Source organism: Acidiferrimicrobium sp. IK (assembly GCF_025499425.1).
Taxonomy (GTDB): domain Bacteria; phylum Actinomycetota; class Acidimicrobiia; order Acidimicrobiales; family Palsa-688; genus Acidiferrimicrobium.
In genome coordinates this window covers 603116-620367 of sequence record NZ_JAIMCB010000001.1, presented here as the reverse complement: position 1 = coordinate 620367, position 17252 = coordinate 603116, and the positions used below count along the sequence as shown (strand labels likewise).

Below are 17252 nucleotides of genomic sequence, written 5' to 3'. Positions count from 1 at the left end.
AGTGGTCGGGGGGCCAGGGCAGACTATGACCGACGTCACTCGCCGCCGACGAAAGGTCCACCGCCATGACCGACCTGACCGACATGCGCGACCTGCTCCGCGACGCCCCCACCAACTGGGGGAAGTGGGGAGCCGACGACGAGGTCGGCGCCCTCAACTACCTGACCTCCGCGGAGGTCCTGCGGGGGGTGGCCGCCATCCGCTCGGGGGAGGTGTTCACCCTGCAGCGCATGATCGGCGACCCGAAAGGCGACCCGGTGTGGCCGGGCCGGACCCCCGCGGAGCGGACCATGGTCCTCGACGAGTCGAGCTGGGATGGGGAGGGCGCCCCGTCGTACCCCGGCGGCCTGCACTACGCCGACGACAAGATCGACGCTTACCTGCAGGGGTCGACGCAGTACGACGCGCTCGGTCACGTCTGGTACGACGGGCAGATCTGGAACGGTTACGACGCCCGCACCACCGTCGGAGGGTTGGACAAGGCGTCGGTGGCACCGATCGCGGAGCGGGGGGTGGTGGGTCGAGGGATCCTCCTCGACATGGCCCGCTACCGCGGCAAGGAGAACCTGGACAAGGCGGAGACGTTCACCCACGAGGACCTCGAGGCGTGCGCCGCGGCGCAGGGCGTCACCATCGAAGCCCACGACATCCTGGTGATCCGCACCAACTTCTTGAAGCTGTTCTTCGACCAGGGCCCGGCGTTCTACGAGGGGTTCTGCGAGCCGGGCCTGACCTACAGCCCGGAGCTGGTGCGATGGTTCCAGGAGCGGGAGATCCCCAACCTGGTGACCGACACGATCGCCAACGAGGTCACCATCGACCCTGACAGCGGGTTCGCCCTTCCTCTGCACTGCGCGCTCATGCGCAACCTGGGCGTCGCCCTCACCGAGATCTGCGACCTGGAGAAGCTGGCCGCGAGCTGCGCCGCCGACGGCCGGTACACGTTCCTCTACGCCGCCGCCCCGTTGAAGGTGAACCGAGCCAGCGGCTCACCGGTCAACCCGCTGGCCATCAGATGAGCGCCTACTCGCAGCGGCCGTGGCTGAAGCTCTACAGCCCCGGGCTGCCAGCCGACATCACCCCTGAGCACTCGACGCTGCTGGAGGTGTTCCGCTCGGCGCTGCGACGCCGGCCCGACACCGAGATCATCCGCTACTTCGACGGTGTGATGACCATGAGCGAACTGGACGAGGCGTCCGACGCGCTCGCCGCGGCCCTCGCGGAGCGCGGCTTCGCCCCCGGCGACCGGATGGGCATCTACGTCCAGAACGACCCGGCGTTTCTGATCGGCCTGCTGGCGGTCTGGAAGGCCGGCGGGGCTGGGGTGGCCATCAATCCCATGAACAAGGCCCGGGAGCTGACGTACCTGCTCGCCGACTCCGGCGCCACCGCGCTGCTCTGCTTGGAGGAGCTCTACGACGGCGTGGCCAAAGCCGCGATCGAGTCGGGCTCGACCTCGGTGCGCACCGTGGTCACCTGCTCCCCGCTCGACGGCCAGACCCGCAACGACCCTCGGCTGTTCGCCGCGCTCGGGCGGTCCCGCCCCGAGGGCACCCTCGACCTGACCGAGGTGCTCGACAGCCACGCCGGGCGGCGCGCCGACGCCCCGGAGCCGGGACCCGACGACGTGGCCGTGCTGACCTACACGTCGGGGACCACCGGGGTGCCCAAGGGGGCGATGAACACCCACCGGACGATGACGTTCAACGCGGTGACCTACCGGGAGTGGATGAAGCTCGGCACCGACGACGCCATCCTCGGGGTGGCGCCGCTGTTCCACATCACCGGGCTGATCGGGCACGTGGCGCTGGCCCTCCTCCTGCCCTGCCCGCTGATCCTGGCCCACCGCTTCCATCCGGAGGTGGTGATGGACGCCATCAGGGAGCACCGGCCGAGCTTCACCGTCGGGGCCATCACCGTGTTCATCAGCCTGGCCGGCGTAGAGGGCGCGACCCGCGACGACTTCTCGTCGCTGCGGGTGGTGTACTCGGGCGGGGCGCCGATCGCGCCGGCGGTCAACCAGCAGTTCCTCGACCAGACCGGGATCTACATCCACAACATCTACGGGCTGACCGAGACCAACTCCCCGTCGCACGCGGTCCCCCTCGGCGTGCACGCCCCGGTCGACCCGACCTCCGGTGCGCTGTCGGTGGGCGTCCCGGTGTTCAACACGGTGGTGCGCATCCTCGACGAGGACGGCAACGAGGCGCCCGTCGGCGAGATCGGCGAGATCGCCACCACCGGCCCGCAGGTGGTCCCCGGCTACTGGCAGAAACCCGAGGCGACCGAGGCGTCCCTGCCCGGAGGGGAGCTGCGCACCGGCGACGTCGGGTTCATGGACCCCGACGGGTGGTTTTACCTGGTCGACCGCAAGAAGGACATGATCAACGCGGCCGGCTACAAGGTCTGGCCCCGGGAGGTGGAGGACGTGCTCTACGGGCACCCCGCGGTCCGGGAGGCGGCGGTGGTCGGCGTCCCCGACGAGTACCGGGGCGAGACGGTCAAGGCGTTCGTGTCGCTCAAGCCGGGCGCCGTCATCACCCCCGAGGAGCTCATCGACTACTGCCGGTCGCAGATGGCGGCCTACAAGTACCCCCGCTCCGTCGAGTTCGTCGACGAGCTGCCGAAGACGACGACGGGGAAGATCCTCCGCCGGGAGCTGCGCGACCAGGCGACGTGACCGGGCCGGGCGGACGCTCAGTCGTACATGCTGAGGACCAGGGGGACCTCGTCGGCGACCTCCCGGGCCAGGTACCCGACCCTCCCGACCCGCGTCGCTAGACGGTCGCCGGCGCTGCCGTGGAGGTGGGCGGCCCACACCGCCGCCTGGGCCGGCTCCGCGCCGCGGGCCAGGAGGCCGGCTACCACGCCCGCCGCGCAGTCCCCGCTGCCGGAGACGCCGAGCCCGACACTGCCCGACGTCTCGTGCCAAAGCGTCCCGCCCGGGTCCGCGATGAGCGACTCGCCGCCGCCCAGGCTGACCACCGCTCGGTAGCGGCGGGCCGCGTCGAGGACGCAGCGCTGCGCCCCGGCGTCGACGCGCCCTTCGTCGACGCCGAGCATGAGCGCCAGCTCCTTGCGGTTGGGGGTCAGCACCGCCCGCCCGCCCCACCCGGCGAGGATCTCCGGGTCGCGCTCGAGCACCGCCAGGGCCAGGGCGTCGAGGACCACCGCGCCGTCGCCGGCGCGCTCCACGACTTCGGCGGCGAGCGCGCAGCACTCGTCGGCGTCGGTCATTCCCGGCCCGAGCAGCACGGCGGTCGCGGACGCCGCCATGTCCACCACCTTGGACGCCCCTCGGCGGCTGAGCGCGCCGGCCTCGGTCTCGGGCAGGGCCTGCACCAGCGCCTCGGGGACCGCGACCGCCAGCGCGGCGGCGGTGCTGGCCACGGTGGCCACCGCCAGCTTCCCGGCCCCGGCCCGCAGCGACGCCTGCGCGGCGAGCAGCACCGCGCCGGGGGTCTGCGCCGCGCCGCCGACGACGAGCACCTGCCCCCGGTCGGTTTTGCTCGACCCGTCGGCGTGGGACGGCAGCGGCCACCGGCGCAGCAGCCCGGGCGTGACCTCGACAGGGACGGGGAGGTCAGGCACTGGTCGCCTCCAGGCGCCCGTCGGCGCCGATCACCGCGTTGTACCGGCGCAGCACCAGGCCGGCGCCAGGGTCGCGGTCGTAGTGGGTGACACCGCAGTTGAGCACCGCGGTGTGCCGGGCGATGTCGAGCACGCCCTGCTCGTCGAGGCCTTCCAGTAGGTAACGGAACAGCAGCACGACGATGTCGTGGGCGAAGACCACGACCCGCTGCCCGCCGTGGTCGGCGCGCAGACTGGTGAGCACCCCTCGCAGCCGGAGGGCCACGTCCGCCCAGCTCTCGCCGCCGGCAGGCCGGTGGTAGAACTTGCCGAGCCGGCGCCGGGCGTCGGCCTCCGCCGGGTAGCGGGCCTCGATGCCCTTGGCCGTGAGCCGGTCGAGGACCCCGAGCTCCCGGTCCCGGAGCCGCTCGTCGACGTGCCAGCCGACCGCCCCCGGACCGCCGAGCGGCTCGAGGGCGATGCGGGCGGTGTGCCTGGCCCGCAGGTACGGCGAGACCAGGGCGTCGGTGGGCTGCTCGGAGCGGGGCAGCGACGCCAGCCACCGGCCGAGGGTCTCGGCTTGGGTCCGGCCCCGCTCGGTCAGGTCGACGTCGGCGTCGCGTTCGGAGACGTCGATGACCTCCTTGCCCTCCGCCCACGCCCGGGCCGACGCCGCGTTGCCGACGCTCTCACCGTGGCGCACCAGCCACAACGATTCGGGCCATTCGCCGCTCATGGCGACGGTCCTACCCACCCCGACGCCGCACCCCTGCTCAGAACGCCGAGCGGTGCAGCCCTCCGTCGACCTCGATCCAGTTGCCGGTCATGTAACCGGCCAGGTCGGAGCACAGGTAGGCAATGAGGGAAGCGATCTCCTCCGGCCGACCCATGCGGCCCGCCGGCACGTGGACGTGCTCGGTAACCCACTCGTGGCGTGCCTCATTGGTCGTGAGTCCGAGGTGACCGGCGGTGTACCTCTCGGTGTTCTCGGTCAGAATCCAGCCCGGAGCGACCGTATTGACGGTGATGCCATACCTGGCGTACTCGTCGGCGACGGTCTTGAGCAGGCCAATCGTCGACGGCCTAGTGGCATTGGCAACCGCGTGGGCGATGGCCCCGACCGGCTCCTTGGCCGTGGCAGACCCGATGTGCACGAATCTGCCCCACCCTGCCTCCTTCATAGCTGGCAGCACCGCGTGGAGAAGGTAGAGCTGGCTCATGGTGTAGGTCCTGAACGACTCGACGTAGTGCTCCAGGTTGTCGATGTCGGCGAAATCTCCGCTCCGGATGAACTTGGTCTGTCCAACCACTATGAGCGGCGGACCGAACGCGGCTGTCACATCCCCGACCGCGCGCGCCACCTCGGACTCGTCGGTGATATCGGCCGGGACACCGAGGGCGGTCCCGCCCCCGGAACGGATCTCCTCCACCGCCCGGTCGACATCGGACTCGTTGCGCCCGACGATGGCGACGTTGGCACCCTCGGCGGCCAGCATGCCAGCGGCCACCCGGCCCATCCCCTTGCTCCCGCCGGTGAAGAAGACCGACTTGCCCGCGACCCCTAGATCCATGACCGTCTCCCCCCCCCGACCCGGCCGTGCGCCGGCATCGACTTGACACTACCGTCGACTTGGTTCCGGCGCCAAAGGGGTAGGCGGCGAAAGGCCCCACGGATACGAAGCGCCCGTCCGCCGCGTGACCGGTGAGCTGCGCTCAGCGTGCCGGTGCCGGAGACGGGCGCATGTATACCGAGATGGTCGCTAACTTCGCGGTCATGTTCGGCTCCTCGAACATCCCTGCGCTCCGTTGCCCGCCGACCGCAGCGGGCGCGGCAGCGCCGACGGCCCATACCGGCGGACGCAGGGCGGTCCAATGAGCTCCGCCGACCAGCGGGAGAGCAGCGACGATCCGCGCAATCTGCAGCGCTTCGTGGACGCCCAAGACCGCGACGGCACCTACGACGCGGCGCTGGCGGAGCTGCGCGGCGGCGCCAAACGTTCGCATTGGATGTGGTTCGTGTTCCCCCAGATCGCCGGGCTGGGGACCAGCGCGACGTCGCGGGCCTACGCCATCGCTTCCCTGGACGAGGCCCGCGCCTACCTCGACCATCCGGTCCTCGGGCCGCGCCTGCGGGAGTGCGCGGCGGTGGTGGCCGGCGTCGAGGGGCGCAGCGCGGAGGCGATCCTCGGCCCCGTCGACGCCCAGAAGCTGCGATCGTCGATGACCCTGTTCCTGCGGGCCGCGCCCGACGAGAGCGTCTTCAAGGAGGTGCTGGACCGGTTCTTCGACGGTCACGGCGACGACGCGACCGACCGGCTGCTCGGGAGGAGCGGAGGGCGCACGCCGCCACCGTGAGGCCGACGGTCGCAGGTGTATGGCACGGTGGGGGCATGGCGGACCTGGCCCTGCAGGAGATCGCGACGGCGGCCGGCGACCTGCTCCGGGTCTTGGCCGGCCCCGACGCCCGCCTGCGCGACGACCAGCTGACCGCCATCGCCGCGCTGGTCGAAGGGGCCAAGCCGGTGCTGGTCGTGCAGCGAACCGGGTGGGGCAAGAGCGCGGTGTACTGGATCGCCACCGCGCTGCGCCGGCGGTCCGGTGCGGGCCCGACGCTGGTCGTGTCGCCCCTCCTGGCGCTGATGCGCGACCAGGTCGGCGCCGCGGAGCGGATGGGGCTGCGGGCGGCGACCATCAACTCCACCAACGTCGAGGACTGGGACGCGGTCACCGCCCGCCTCGACGCCGGGGAGCTCGACGTGCTGCTGATCTCACCGGAGCGGCTCAACAACCCGTCGTTTCGGGCCGCGGTGCTGCCCGACCTGGCCCGGCGGATCGGGACGCTGGTGGTCGACGAGGCCCACGCCATCTCGGAGTGGGGCCACGACTTCCGGCCCGACTACCGCCGTCTCGGGGAGCTGATCGCCGGGCTGGACCGCTCGGTGGCGGTCCTGGCCACCACCGCCACCGCCAACGCCAGGGTGACCGCCGACATCGCCGCCCAGCTCGGCACCGACACGCTGACCCTGCGCGGCGAGCTCGGACGGGACTCCCTGGATTTGGCGGTGGTCCACCTGGCCACCGGCGCGGAGCGCCTGGCGTGGGTGGCGGCCGAGGTGGCGGAGAGCCGCGGGTCGGGGATCGTCTACTGCCTGACCGTCGCCGAGGTCGGGCGGGTGGCGGAGTTCTTGGCTTCGGAGGGTCTGGCGGTGGCGGCCTACAGCGGCGAGGCCGACCCCGAAGACCGGGCCCGCATCGAGGAGGACCTGCGCGACAACCGGCTGAAGGCGGTGGTGGCCACCACCGCCCTCGGGATGGGCTACGACAAACCGGACCTCGGCTTCGTCGTCCACCTCGGGTCGCCCAACAGCCCGATCGGCTACTACCAGCAGGTAGGACGAGCCGGGCGGGCGATCGAGCGGGCCGCGGCGACGCTGCTGCCCGCCGGGCAGGACCGGGACATCTGGACGTGGTCCGAGTCGACCGCGTTCCCGCCGGCTCCGATGGTGGAGGCGGTGCTGGAAACCGTCGCGGCCCGCGGGCCGATCTCGGTGCCGGCGCTCGAGCAGGTCGTCAACCTGCGCCGCAGCCGGATCGAGGCGATGCTCAAGGTCCTCGACGTGGAAGGCGCGCTGTGGCGGTCCTCCGACGGCTGGATGTCCACCGGCCGGCCGTGGGCCTACGACCATTCGCGCATCGATCGGGTCCGCGCCGCGCGGCGGGCCGAGGCCGACGCCATGGTCGCCTACGCGTCGAGCGGCGGCTGCCGGATGCAGTTCCTGCGCGACAGCCTCGACGACACCGGCTCGGGGCCTTGCGGGCACTGCGACAACTGCGCGCCCCGCCCGCCCCGGGTCCTCGACCCGGCGCTGGTAGAGCGGGCGTTGGCCCACCTCCGCTCGGGCGAGGTCGTCCTCGAGCCCCGCAAGATGTGGCCTTCGGGGTTGCGGGGCCGCAAGGGGCGGATCGCGCCGGGCGCGCAGCCCGACACCGGCCGGGCGTTGGCGTTCGGCAACGACCCGGGGTGGGCGCCTGCGCTGCAGGAGGTGTTCGCCCACCCGGACCGGCCGGTCGACCCTGCGGTCCTGGCCGGCTGCGTCGCGGTCCTGCGCCGCTGGCGGTGGGCCGCCCGCCCGACGTGGGTGACGTGGGTGCCCTCCGCCGGCCGCCCCGGGCTGGCGGAGGCGGTCGCCTCCCACCTGGCCGGCCTGGGACGGCTGAACCTCGCCGGGGTGCTCCGGCGGGTGGCCGAGCGACCGCCTCAGTCGTCGATGGCCAACTCGGGGCGTCAGGCCGCCAACGTCCTCGACGCGTTCGCGCTCGACGACGTGACCGGCTTCGGGCCCGGCCCGGTGCTGGTGGTGGACGACACCTGGAACTCGGGGTGGACCATGACCGTGGTCGCCGAGGCGCTACGCGCCGCGGGCAGCGGGCCGGTGCTGCCGTTCGTGCTGTGGCGCCGCCCGTGACCGCCGTTATCCAAAAGCAGCCGGGGCGACGCGGCGAGGACCGTGCCGGGGCACGGTCCTCTCAAAACGTCTGCGCCTGTGAGACGGGAGCTACCCGACGGTCACGCCCATCGACCGGGCGGTGCCGGCCACCTGAAGCTTGGCGGCCTCGATGTCGTTGGCGTTGAGGTCGGGCATCTTGATCTGCGCGATCTCGGTGAGCTGCTCGTCGGTGATCTTGCCGACGGTCTGCTTGCCGGTCGTCGCCGCGCCCTTCTCCAAGCCGGCGGCCTGACGGATCAGGACCGGGGTGGGAGGGGTCTTCAGGACGAAGGTGAAGGTCCGGTCCTCGTAGATGGTGATCTCGACGGGGATGACCTGACCGGCCTTGTCCTCCGTCGCGGCGTTGTACTGCTTGACGAAATCCATCGTCTGCACGCCGTGAGGCCCGAGGGCGGTACCGACCGGCGGGGCAGGCGTGGCCTTGCCCGCGGGCAGCTGGATCTTGACGATGGTTACGACGCGGCGCTTGGCCATTACGTTCGGGAGCTCCTCTTACAGCTTCGCCACTTGGGCGAAGTCCAACTCGACGGGAGTCTCCCGTCCGAAAATGTTGACCAGGACCTTGAGCTTGAGCTGGTCCTCGTTGATCTCGGCGATCGTGCCGCTGAAGTCGGCGAAGGGCCCTTCGCGCACCCGGACCGACTCGCCGAGCTCGTACTCCAGCCGGGGCCGGCTCTTCTTGCCCTTCCCGTCGCCGGTGTCCGCCTCGTCGGGCTTGACCTGCAGGATGTTTTCGACCTCCCGCCGAGACAGCGGGGTGGGGTTGGCGCCGAGCCCGACGAAACCGGTGACGCCCGGCGTGTTGCGCACGACGTACCAGGAGTCGTCGTCGAGGTCGAGGCGGACCAGCAGGTAGCCGGGGAACACCTTCTTCGAGACGACCTGCTTCTTGCCGTTCTTGAACTCGACGACGTCTTCCATCGGGATGACGACCTCGAAGATCCGCTCCTCCATGTTCATGGAGGCGATGCGGCTCTCGAGGTTGGACTTCACCTTGTTCTCGTAGCCGGCGTAGCTGTGCACCACGTACCACCGGCCGGGCCGGTCGTAGGGGCTCTCGACGGGCACGTAGGGCTCGGAGGCGTCGCCGTCGGAGCCCTCGGCCTCGGCCTCGGCCGGAGCCTCGGCGGTCGCGTCGGTGTCGGTGTCGGTGCCGCCGGCGAGGGCCTCGGCGGCCAGGTCGGTGGCGGCGTCGGGCTCGGCGGTCTCGCCCGGCGGTGCCTGCTCAGCAGGCGCCTCGGGCGCGTCGTCGATGTGGTCTGTGTCGATATCCGCCATGGTCCTACTTGAAGAGGTAGAGGGAGACTTGGGAGAAGCCGGTGTCGAGGCCGAAGATCAGCGCCATGACCAGGATCAAGGTGACGAGCACGACCGAGGAGTAGTTGATCGTCTCGGAGCGGGTCGGCCAGGCGACCTTGCGCATCTCGACGTTGACTTCGTGGAGGAACTGGCGTGGGGTGGTCCGGCGACGGCCGGTGACCGCCTGCGCAGCCCTGGGCCGGACCTCGGAGACGTCCTCGGCGGGAACGGGCGCGACGGAGGTGTCCTCGCTCCCCTGCCCGCTGCGTTGCGCTGAGCGTCTCTGTTGTCGGTTCATGCTCACGTCAGGTGCGGCCTTCCCACGGGAGTCCTCTGGGCAGGGCAGGAGGGACTCGAACCCCCAACCGCCGGTTTTGGAGACCGGTGCTCTACCAATTGAGCTACTGCCCTCGGCGGAGGGGTGTACATCCGGGTGCCGAGGATAGCACCGGTGCCCCTCGGACCGGTCTGCGCCCCCTCGCCCGCCGCCAGGCGGGTCCAAACCACCCTCCGGCGACCGACAGTAGGGTAGCCCGGCAAGTAGTGACGCTCCCGGGGGGGTATGAGGATGGTCGTGAGTCAACGACCCAGTGCCGGCAACGCCAAAGAGGGCGACCTCTACCCCGACCTGGCGGCGCTCGGCGTCCCCGAGGGCCGCTTCGTCGAGCTCCCCGGCCGGGGCCGGACCTTCGTGCGGGAGATCCCCGGGCCGCCCGGGGCGCCGGTGCTGATCCTGCTGCACGGGCTGAGCGCCACCGGCGGGACCAACTGGGCCGGCGCGTTCGGCGCGCTCGGCGACCGCTACCGGGTGATCGCCCTGGACCACCGCGGTCACGGGCAGGGGATCCGCTGCGCCCACTTCCGCCTGGCCGACTGCGCGGATGACGTGGTGGCCCTCGCCGACGTCCTCGGCATCGACCAGTTCATCCCGGTCGGGTACTCGATGGGCGGCCCGATCGCTCAGCTGGTGTGGCACCGCCATCGCAGCCGGGTGTCGGCGATGGTGCTGTGCGCGACCAGCCGGGACTTTCGGGGTCGCCTCGACGACCGGCTCCTGTTCCTCGGGGTCGGGACCCTCAACCTGGGCCTCCATGGGGTGCCCAGGCCGCTGCGGATGAAGGGGTGGCAGGCGGTGGCGCGGGCGATGGCCGGCGGGTTCGCGACCCGCGAGCTGCGCCGCTGGTCGGCGGTGGAGCTGTCGCGCCACGATCCCCGCCTGGTGTGCGAGGCGGCCCTGGCGGTGGGGTCGTTCAGCTCCAGAGGCTGGATCGACGGCGTCGACGTGCCGGTGGCGGTGATCGCCACCGAGCACGATCAGCTGGTGCCGCTACGCCGCCAGATCAAGCTGGCCGACCACATCCCTTCCGCGGTGCTCCACCCCGTCAGCGGTGACCACTTCGCGGTGACCCGCCAGGCCGATCAGTTCATCGCCGCGCTGAGCGAGTCCTGCGACGAGGTCATCGGGCGCGGCGCCCGCTGGCGTATGAGCACGGTCGCGACCGGCGACGGCGAAGACGACGGCGGGCTGGCCGAGACGGCCTGACACCGGGCGGCCGGCTGCGGCCGGCTGCGGCCGGCTGCGGCCGGTTGCGGTCGGTCAGCGGGCGCCGACCGCAGCCACGCTTCGGCGGGCCGCCTCGAGGGCCATCTCGACGCCGCCGACCAGCCATCCGGCGGCGAACGCGTCCCCGGCGCCGGTCACGTCCCGGGCGGCGACGACCTCGGCGACGTGCAGCTGGGTGCGCAGCCGCCCGACGCGCAGCTCGGCGCCCCCCGCTCCTCGTTTGATCACCAGGATCTCGGCGTCGACCGCGCCCGCCGCGGCGGCCTCCAGCTCGTTCGCGAACACCGCGGTGGCGCCCGCCGCGGCCAGCCGGCGGGCCACCTCCGCCCGCCCGAGGGCGGCGACGAGCGTCGCTGAGGACAAGTCGACGCTGATGCGCGCCCGGGCGTCTCGGGCCATCTCCGACGCCCGCAGCGCCGCGGCCGGCGCCGGGCCCAGCAGCGCGTACCCCGACAGGTGCAGCCACTCGGCGCCGGCGAACCATCCCGGCGACAGGTCCGAGACGTTCAGGTCCGCCGAGTCGCCCCGGTCCGACGCCATCGTCCGGGACCCGTCGGCGCCGACCAGCGACACCACCGTGCCGGTCCGTCCCGGCCGGCGCGGCGAGTGGACCGTCACCCCGCGCCCCTCCAGGTCCCGCCGCAGCCACGCCCCGTTGGCGTCGTCGCCGAGGCGGGTGACGACGCTGGCCTGGCCGCCGAGCGCCGCCACCCACGCCGCGACGTTGGCGCCCTGACCGCCCGGCGTCATGGTCGTGGTGGCCGGCACGTCGTCGTCGTGGGCCAGCGGCTGGTGCAGCTCGACGATCACGTCGACGAGCGCGTCGCCGTAGGCGACGATCACGAAAGCGGCGCCGGAAGGGCGGCCACCGCGGCGTGGACCGCGGCCCAGAAGCGGGGGGCGTCGAGGCCGGTCGCGACGCGGTGACGGGACCCGGCCGGCGCCTTGAAGTCGACGACGGTCATGCCGCTGGTGAAAGCCCCGGAGGTCTCGACCTGGACCGTAGCGGGCACCACCTCGACGGTGTCGGGGTCGGCCAGGACCGCCACCGCGCAAGGGTCGTGCACCGGCGGGTCGGCCATGCCGGTGACGCCGGCGTAATTGCCCCGGAAGAACCGCATCAGCCCGTCGATGAAGTCGCCGGCGGGCGTGCCCATCTCGGCGAAGCCGCGCTGCACCTCCGGGGTGCACAGAGCCTGGTGGGTCACGTCGAGGCCGACCATGGTCACCGGCCACGGCGCCTCGAACACGATCGACGCGGCCTCGGGGTCGACCAGGATGTTGAACTCCGCGGCCGGGGTGGTGTTGCCCCGGGTGTAGGAGCCGCCCATGATCACCACCTCCCTGACGGCCTCGGCGACGGCCGGCTCCCGACGCAGGGCCATGGCCAGGTTGGTGAGCGGCCCGACCGCGACCAGCGACACGTCGCCGGGCGCGGCGAGGACCGTGTCGATGATCCAGTCCACCGCGTGGCCGGCGCGAGGGGCGACGGCCGGCTCGATCGGCGCCGGGCCGTCCAGACCGGACTCGCCGTGGATCTCCGCGGCGGTCCGCAGCGGGCGCAGCAGCGGCCTGGCCGCGCCGGCGTGGACCGGCACCTCGATGCCTCCGACGCTGCACACGACGCACGCGTTGTGGGTGGTGCGATCCAGGGTCTGGTTGCCCGCCACGGTGGTGATGCCGACCAGATCGACTCCAGGATGACCGGCCGCGAACAAGATGGCGACGGCGTCGTCGTGGCCGGGGTCGCAGTCGAGGATGATCTGCCTGGCGGTCACCCGCCGCTGGCCCCCTGCCAGGCGACCGCGATCTGCGCGGCGAGCGCCACGTTGCCGCGCACCGCGGCCAGGTTGGCCTCGAGCGAAGCGCCGCCGGTCCCCTCGAGCATCTGCTGCAACAGGAACGGGGTGAGGCGCTGCCCGCTGATCCCCTGCGCCGCCGCCGCGGCGAGCGCCTCCTCGAGGACCCGGTCGTGCAGGCCCTGCTCCAGTTGGGCTTCGGGGGCCACCGGGTTGGCGACCAGGATCGCCGAGGGGGGCACACCGAGGGCGTCTTGGGCGGCCATCACATCGGCGACCTGCTCGGGGGTGTCGACGGTCCAGTCGACGGGGTGACCGGAGCTGGAGAGGTAGAAGCCGGGGAAGGTCGCACTGCGGTATCCGAGGACGGTCACGTTGAGGGTCTCCAGGCGCTGGAGGGTGGCGGCGATGTCGAGGATCGACTTCACCCCCGCCGACACGACGGTGATGCGCGTCGAGGCCAGCGCCGCGAGGTCCGCCGACTCGTCCCAGGTGTCGACCCAGCCGCGGTGGACGCCTCCCAGCCCCCCGGTGCCGAACACCCGCACCCCGGCCCGGGCCGCCAAGAACGCGGTCGCCGACACCGTCGTGCCGCCGTCTCCGCCGAGCGCGCCGAGCACGGCCAGGTCCCGGAGACCGGCTTTGCGCACCGGGACGCTGGCGATGCGCTCCAGCTCCGCTTCGCTCAGCCCGACCCGGGCGACGCCGTCTAGGACCGCCACCGTGGCCGGGCACGCCCCGCCGGCGCGGACGATCGCCTCCAGCTCGGCGGCGACCTCCAGGTTGCGGGGTTGCGGCAGGCCGTGGGTGATGATGGTCGACTCGAGGGCGACGACCGGGGCGCCGTCGGCCAACGCCGCGGTCACCTCCGGGGAGCAAAGCGCGAAAGGCGGGGCCACGTCGTCCGACGTTACCGGCCGTCCCGTTCCGGCATCGCCGCCGGTTCACCGGATTGCAACACGTTCTGCTTCTATCCGAAACCTGGCCGGACGAGCATCGGGCCGTGCCCGTGGAGTCGAGCAGCTGCCCGAAGCACATGGTGTTCGGGCCGTGCGGCGGCGTAGACCCGGGAGGCGGCTGCGAGGTCGACCGGCGGCCGTGCCCGTTTGTGACCTCCCCCGGTCCGGCCTGGCGGGCCGGGGCCCCGACCCACAAGCCTCACGCCCTGACCGCGGCGGCCTACGAGCTGGCTTCGCTCGCCTCCCGCCGGCCGTTGGTCCTCGCCGAGGTGCCGAGCGTGTCGCTGGACGCGTGCCGCCAGCGGGAGGCGGCCGCGGTGCTGGCCCGGGGATGCGACGCCGGGGTCACCGGCGACTCGCCGTGGGCCCGGGTCCAGCTGCCCCCCACCGTGCGCGCCGAGCTGCTGGCCGACGAGGGGCTGCGGGCGTGGGTCGGGTTGACCTGCCGGGACCGGAACCGGGTGGCGCTCGAGGGCGAGCTGGCCGGCCTCAACGCGGTGGGCGCGGCCGCGGTGCACTGCGTGACCGGCGACCATCCCACGGTCGGGGACCGCCCCGACGCGGCGGCGGTGTTCGACCTCGACTCGACCCGGCTGGCCGCCATGGCAGCCGGGACGGGGATGCTGGTGTCGGTGGCGGAGTCGCCGTCGAGCCCGCCGGAGGAGCAGCGAGCGGCTCGCCTGGCCAACAAGGCCGAGGCCGGCGCCGGCTGGTGCCTGCTGGCGTTCACCGGCGACGGGGACCGCCTGGCGGAGTTCGTGGCCGCGGTCAGGGGCCTCGCCCCGGGGTTACGTCCGGTGATCAGCGTCCCGGTCCTGACCAGCCCCGAAGCGCTCCGGCTGGTCGGGCGCTACCCGGCCCTGTCACTCCCGGCCGCCGCGGTGGCCGCCGTGGAGGACGCCCACCCCCACACCGCGGGGCTCGACGCGGCGCACTGCATGGCGCTCGCCGCCCTCGCGATCGAAGGGGTCGCGGGGGTCAGCCTCGCCGCGCCGGCCATCCCCGACCGGGCCCTGGCCGCCGCGTCGGACGTCGTGGCGCTCGGCCGGGCGCTCGGGGGCGGCCAGTGACCACCGCCGCCGTTTTCGCCAGAAGAGCGTCGCGGCCTTTTTCGCCGGCAGAGCATCGGGTAGTGGAAAGGAGTGACCCTCCTCGAGCCGATGCAGCCGTCGCGCCGCCCGCGTGCCGCCACCAAGATCGCGTCCGCCGTCGAGTCGGCCTCGGCGCTGGACCGGGTCGCCGAGCCGCTCGGCGGCGTGGCCCAGCGCCTGGCGGGCACCGGCGCCCGCCGCAGCGCCCTGTCGGGCACCTGGCTCGGCCATCCCCTCCACCCGCTGATCGTCGGGGTGCCGGTCGGGGCGTGGACCTCGGCGTCGGTGCTCGACCTGCTCGGCCAGCGCCGAGCGGCGCGCACCCTCATCGGGGTCGGGCTGCTGGCGGTGGCCCCCGCGGCGGCGACCGGGGCGTCGGAGTGGGCTGACACCACCGGGGCGGAGCGACGCACCGGCCTGGTGCACATGACCGCCAACACCGTCGCCGCGCTCGCCTACACCCGGTCGTGGCGGCTGCGACGCCGAGGCCGCGACGGGCGGGGGGTGCTGTGGGCGCTGGTGGGGGCGGCCGCGGCCAGCGCAGGAGGATGGCTGGGCGGCCATCTGGCCTACGCCATCGGCGTCGGGGTCGACACCAACGCGTTCTCCGGCGGCCCGCAAGAATGGACCCGCCTCCAGGGCGACCTGCCCGAGGCCGGCCCGCCGGAGGGCTCCGCGGTGCAGGCCAACGCCGGCGGGATCCCGATCCTGGTGGTGCGCTCCGAGGGGCGGATCCGGGCTCTCGCCGACCGCTGCAGCCATCGGGGCGGGCCGCTCTCCGACGGGGAGATCGGGGATGGGTGCGTGACCTGCCCGTGGCACGCCAGCCGTTTCGACCTGGCTACCGGCGAGGTGGTCGACGGGCCGGCGGTGGCGCCGCAACCGACCTACGAGATCCGGGCCGCCGACGGGGGGTGGGAGGTCCGCCGCCACGAGGAGCGCGACCTGCGGGTCAACCCGGTCGGGCCGCTGCCGGCCTGAGCGCTCAGCGGGCCTGGAGGCGCTGCGCCAGGCGGTCGACCTCGGCGACGGTCACGGTGAGCCCCGGGCTTTTCAGGAGGCCTCCGGGCAGCAGGATCGACTGGAGTCGCTCGAAGCGGATGCAGACGCCGGCGCGGGGGTTGGTGGCGAAGGTCGCGCCCCGGTCGACGAAGGACCCCCGGGCCGGGCCCAGGGTGGTCAGGAGCCGGTACGGGCCGGTCCGCTGCGCGCCGGCGACGTTGGCGAGCGGGGTGCGAAGCGACCACAGCCCGAAGCGGACCACCAGCTCGTCTTGGGTGACCCGCAGCCACGCGGTGAACGGCGTGACCCCGAACAGCGCGCCGGGCAGCACGTAGCGGGGGTCGAAACGGAACCCGTAGCGGTCCTCAGGCGGTGGGTCGCTCGAGGAGAACTCGGATGCTGGGGTGTGGGTGGAGGGCACAACGGTCCCCTACCCTCCTCCGCCGATAGCCGGCCGCCGGCAGCGGGTAGCGGGTAGCCATGCGAGTGCGCGCCGCCCGACTGATCGCCCACGGCCAGCCCCTCGAGGTGGAGGAGGTGGAGCTGCCCGAGCCCGGCCCCGGCGAGGTCACCGTCGACATGGCCTTCGCCGGCGTGAACCCCGTCGACCGCTACGGCGCTCTCGGCCGGGTCGGGGCCGGTAACCCCCTGCCCCGCACCCTCGGCAGTGAGGGCGCCGGCACCGTCGCCGGCCGCAGGGTGATGGTCCGCGGCCACGGCCTCGGAGGAACACGCGACGGGCTGTGGTCCAGCGCGGCGGTGGTGCCCGAAGCGGCGCTGATCGACGTCCCCGACGGCGTCGGCCTCGACGTCGCGGCGGCGATGGGCGTGGCCGGCGTGACCGGGTGGCGGGTGGTCACCGAGCTCGGGCGGGTCGAGCCCGGAGACCGGGTGCTGGCCCTCGGCGCCAGCGGCGGGGTCGGCTCGGTGGTGGTGTCGGTGGCCAAGGCGCTCGGCGCCACGGTGTGGGGGCAGACCGGCAGCCCGGCCAAAGCCGAATGGGTGCGGGCCCGGGGAGCGCAGCGGGTGGTGGTCGCCGACGCGTCGACGCTGGCCGAGCAGGCCCGGGAGCTGCGTCCCACCGTGGTGTTCGACCCGCTCGGCGGTGGCTTCTTCGGTGCTGCGGTGGAGCTGGTGGAGGCCCACGGGCGCATCGTCACGTTCGGCACCTCCGCCGGCGCGACGGGCGAGGTGCCGCTCCAGGCGCTGTACCGCAAGGGGCTCACCGTGCGCGGGTACGCCGGGCTGCTCGAGACCGACGACGTCCTCGCCGGCCACATCCGCGACGCCCTCACCGCCGCCAGCGACGGGCGCCTGGAGATCGTCATCGACCGGGCGGTGCCTCTCGGGTCGGTCAACGACGCGTTCGACCTGATCGAACGGCGAGCGCTGCAAGGCAAGGTGGTCCTCGACCTCGGCGGGTCGGCTGGTTGAGCGGCCGGTCGCGCCGAGCCGCGACC

At 73.1% G+C, this 17252-nt stretch carries 18 protein-coding genes and 1 tRNA gene; 8 read left to right on the top strand and 11 right to left on the bottom strand.

Annotated elements, in window-relative coordinates:
* Positions 1-65: 65 nt before the first annotated feature.
* Both K6U06_RS03030 and K6U06_RS03025 read left to right on the top strand, forming a co-directional pair.
* A complete protein-coding gene (locus K6U06_RS03030; protein WP_262320406.1) occupies positions 66-1019 on the top strand; it encodes a cyclase family protein in 954 nt (317 codons plus the stop codon).
* A complete protein-coding gene (locus tag K6U06_RS03025; protein WP_262320405.1) occupies positions 1016-2680 on the top strand; it encodes an AMP-binding protein in 1665 nt (554 codons plus the stop codon). Before K6U06_RS03030 ends, K6U06_RS03025 begins: the two co-directional genes overlap by 4 nt.
* Positions 2681-2697: 17 nt before the next feature.
* Here K6U06_RS03025 and K6U06_RS03020 read toward each other — a convergent pair whose 3' ends face one another.
* Genes K6U06_RS03020 through K6U06_RS03010 form a run of 3 tightly spaced genes read right to left on the bottom strand, consistent with a single transcriptional unit; the run spans position 2698 to position 5141 of the window.
* A complete protein-coding gene (locus K6U06_RS03020; RefSeq protein WP_262320404.1) occupies positions 2698-3591 on the bottom strand; it encodes an NAD(P)H-hydrate dehydratase in 894 nt (297 codons plus the stop codon).
* Positions 3584-4306 (bottom strand): histidine phosphatase family protein, encoded by a 723-nt coding sequence (locus K6U06_RS03015; RefSeq protein WP_262320403.1) that lies wholly within the window; start codon positions 4304-4306, stop codon positions 3584-3586. Before K6U06_RS03015 ends, K6U06_RS03020 begins: the two co-directional genes overlap by 8 nt.
* A 37-nt stretch (positions 4307-4343) precedes the next feature.
* A complete protein-coding gene (locus tag K6U06_RS03010) occupies positions 4344-5141 on the bottom strand; it encodes an SDR family oxidoreductase (RefSeq protein ID WP_262320402.1) in 798 nt (265 codons plus the stop codon).
* Between the two features lie 301 nt (positions 5142-5442).
* On the opposite strand from K6U06_RS03010, the gene K6U06_RS03005 reads away from it, so the two are divergent.
* Positions 5443-5925: a DUF1810 domain-containing protein gene (locus K6U06_RS03005; RefSeq protein WP_262320401.1), complete on the top strand. Its 483-nt coding sequence runs from the start codon at positions 5443-5445 to the stop codon at positions 5923-5925.
* A 35-nt stretch (positions 5926-5960) separates the two neighbouring features.
* A complete protein-coding gene (locus K6U06_RS03000) occupies positions 5961-8036 on the top strand; it encodes a RecQ family ATP-dependent DNA helicase (RefSeq protein ID WP_262320400.1) in 2076 nt (691 codons plus the stop codon).
* A gap of 90 nt (positions 8037-8126) precedes the next feature.
* Here K6U06_RS03000 and rplK read toward each other — a convergent pair whose 3' ends face one another.
* The 4 genes from rplK to K6U06_RS02980 all read right to left on the bottom strand — a co-directional run bounded on the left by rplK (position 8127) and on the right by K6U06_RS02980 (position 9788).
* Positions 8127-8552: a 50S ribosomal protein L11 gene (gene rplK / locus K6U06_RS02995; protein WP_262320399.1), complete on the bottom strand. Its 426-nt coding sequence runs from the start codon at positions 8550-8552 to the stop codon at positions 8127-8129.
* 18 nt (positions 8553-8570) lie between these two features.
* Complete coding sequence (gene nusG / locus K6U06_RS02990; protein ID WP_410050953.1) at positions 8571-9356, bottom strand: transcription termination/antitermination protein NusG; 786 nt, start codon at positions 9354-9356, stop codon at positions 8571-8573.
* A gap of 4 nt (positions 9357-9360) precedes the next feature.
* On the bottom strand, positions 9361-9675 hold the full coding sequence (gene secE, locus K6U06_RS02985; protein ID WP_262320398.1) for a preprotein translocase subunit SecE: 315 nt from the start codon (positions 9673-9675) through the stop codon (positions 9361-9363).
* Between the two features lie 40 nt (positions 9676-9715).
* Positions 9716-9788, bottom strand: a tRNA-Trp gene (locus K6U06_RS02980).
* 163 nt (positions 9789-9951) lie between these two features.
* Here K6U06_RS02980 and K6U06_RS02975 point away from each other — a divergent pair.
* Positions 9952-10920 (top strand): alpha/beta fold hydrolase, encoded by a 969-nt coding sequence (locus K6U06_RS02975; RefSeq protein ID WP_262320397.1) that lies wholly within the window; start codon positions 9952-9954, stop codon positions 10918-10920.
* Positions 10921-10974: 54 nt separating this feature from the next.
* Here K6U06_RS02975 and K6U06_RS02970 read toward each other — a convergent pair whose 3' ends face one another.
* From K6U06_RS02970 to K6U06_RS02960, 3 genes are read right to left on the bottom strand one after another with little or no spacing between them, the layout of a single operon-like run.
* Entirely contained in the window at positions 10975-11784 is an 810-nt protein-coding gene (locus K6U06_RS02970; protein ID WP_262320396.1) for a carbohydrate kinase family protein, read from the bottom strand.
* Positions 11781-12719: a nucleoside hydrolase gene (locus K6U06_RS02965; protein WP_262320395.1), complete on the bottom strand. Its 939-nt coding sequence runs from the start codon at positions 12717-12719 to the stop codon at positions 11781-11783. The genes K6U06_RS02970 and K6U06_RS02965 overlap by 4 nt, the downstream gene beginning before the upstream one ends.
* Complete coding sequence (locus K6U06_RS02960; protein WP_262320394.1) at positions 12716-13639, bottom strand: pseudouridine-5'-phosphate glycosidase; 924 nt, start codon at positions 13637-13639, stop codon at positions 12716-12718. The genes K6U06_RS02965 and K6U06_RS02960 overlap by 4 nt, the downstream gene beginning before the upstream one ends.
* Before the next feature lie 104 nt (positions 13640-13743).
* Here K6U06_RS02960 and K6U06_RS02955 point away from each other — a divergent pair, with 104 nt between their 5' ends.
* Both K6U06_RS02955 and K6U06_RS02950 read left to right on the top strand, forming a co-directional pair.
* Positions 13744-14769, top strand: coding sequence for a methylenetetrahydrofolate reductase C-terminal domain-containing protein (locus tag K6U06_RS02955; protein WP_262320393.1), 1026 nt, complete (start codon positions 13744-13746; stop codon positions 14767-14769).
* A gap of 72 nt (positions 14770-14841) precedes the next feature.
* Positions 14842-15771 (top strand): Rieske 2Fe-2S domain-containing protein, encoded by a 930-nt coding sequence (locus tag K6U06_RS02950; RefSeq protein ID WP_262320392.1) that lies wholly within the window; start codon positions 14842-14844, stop codon positions 15769-15771.
* 4 nt (positions 15772-15775) lie between these two features.
* Here K6U06_RS02950 and K6U06_RS02945 read toward each other — a convergent pair whose 3' ends face one another.
* A complete protein-coding gene (locus tag K6U06_RS02945) occupies positions 15776-16213 on the bottom strand; it encodes a hypothetical protein (protein ID WP_262320391.1) in 438 nt (145 codons plus the stop codon).
* Positions 16214-16272: 59 nt separating this feature from the next.
* On the opposite strand from K6U06_RS02945, the gene K6U06_RS02940 reads away from it, so the two are divergent.
* Positions 16273-17226: a zinc-binding alcohol dehydrogenase family protein gene (locus K6U06_RS02940; protein ID WP_262320390.1), complete on the top strand. Its 954-nt coding sequence runs from the start codon at positions 16273-16275 to the stop codon at positions 17224-17226.
* The last annotated feature ends 26 nt before the right edge of the window (positions 17227-17252 follow it).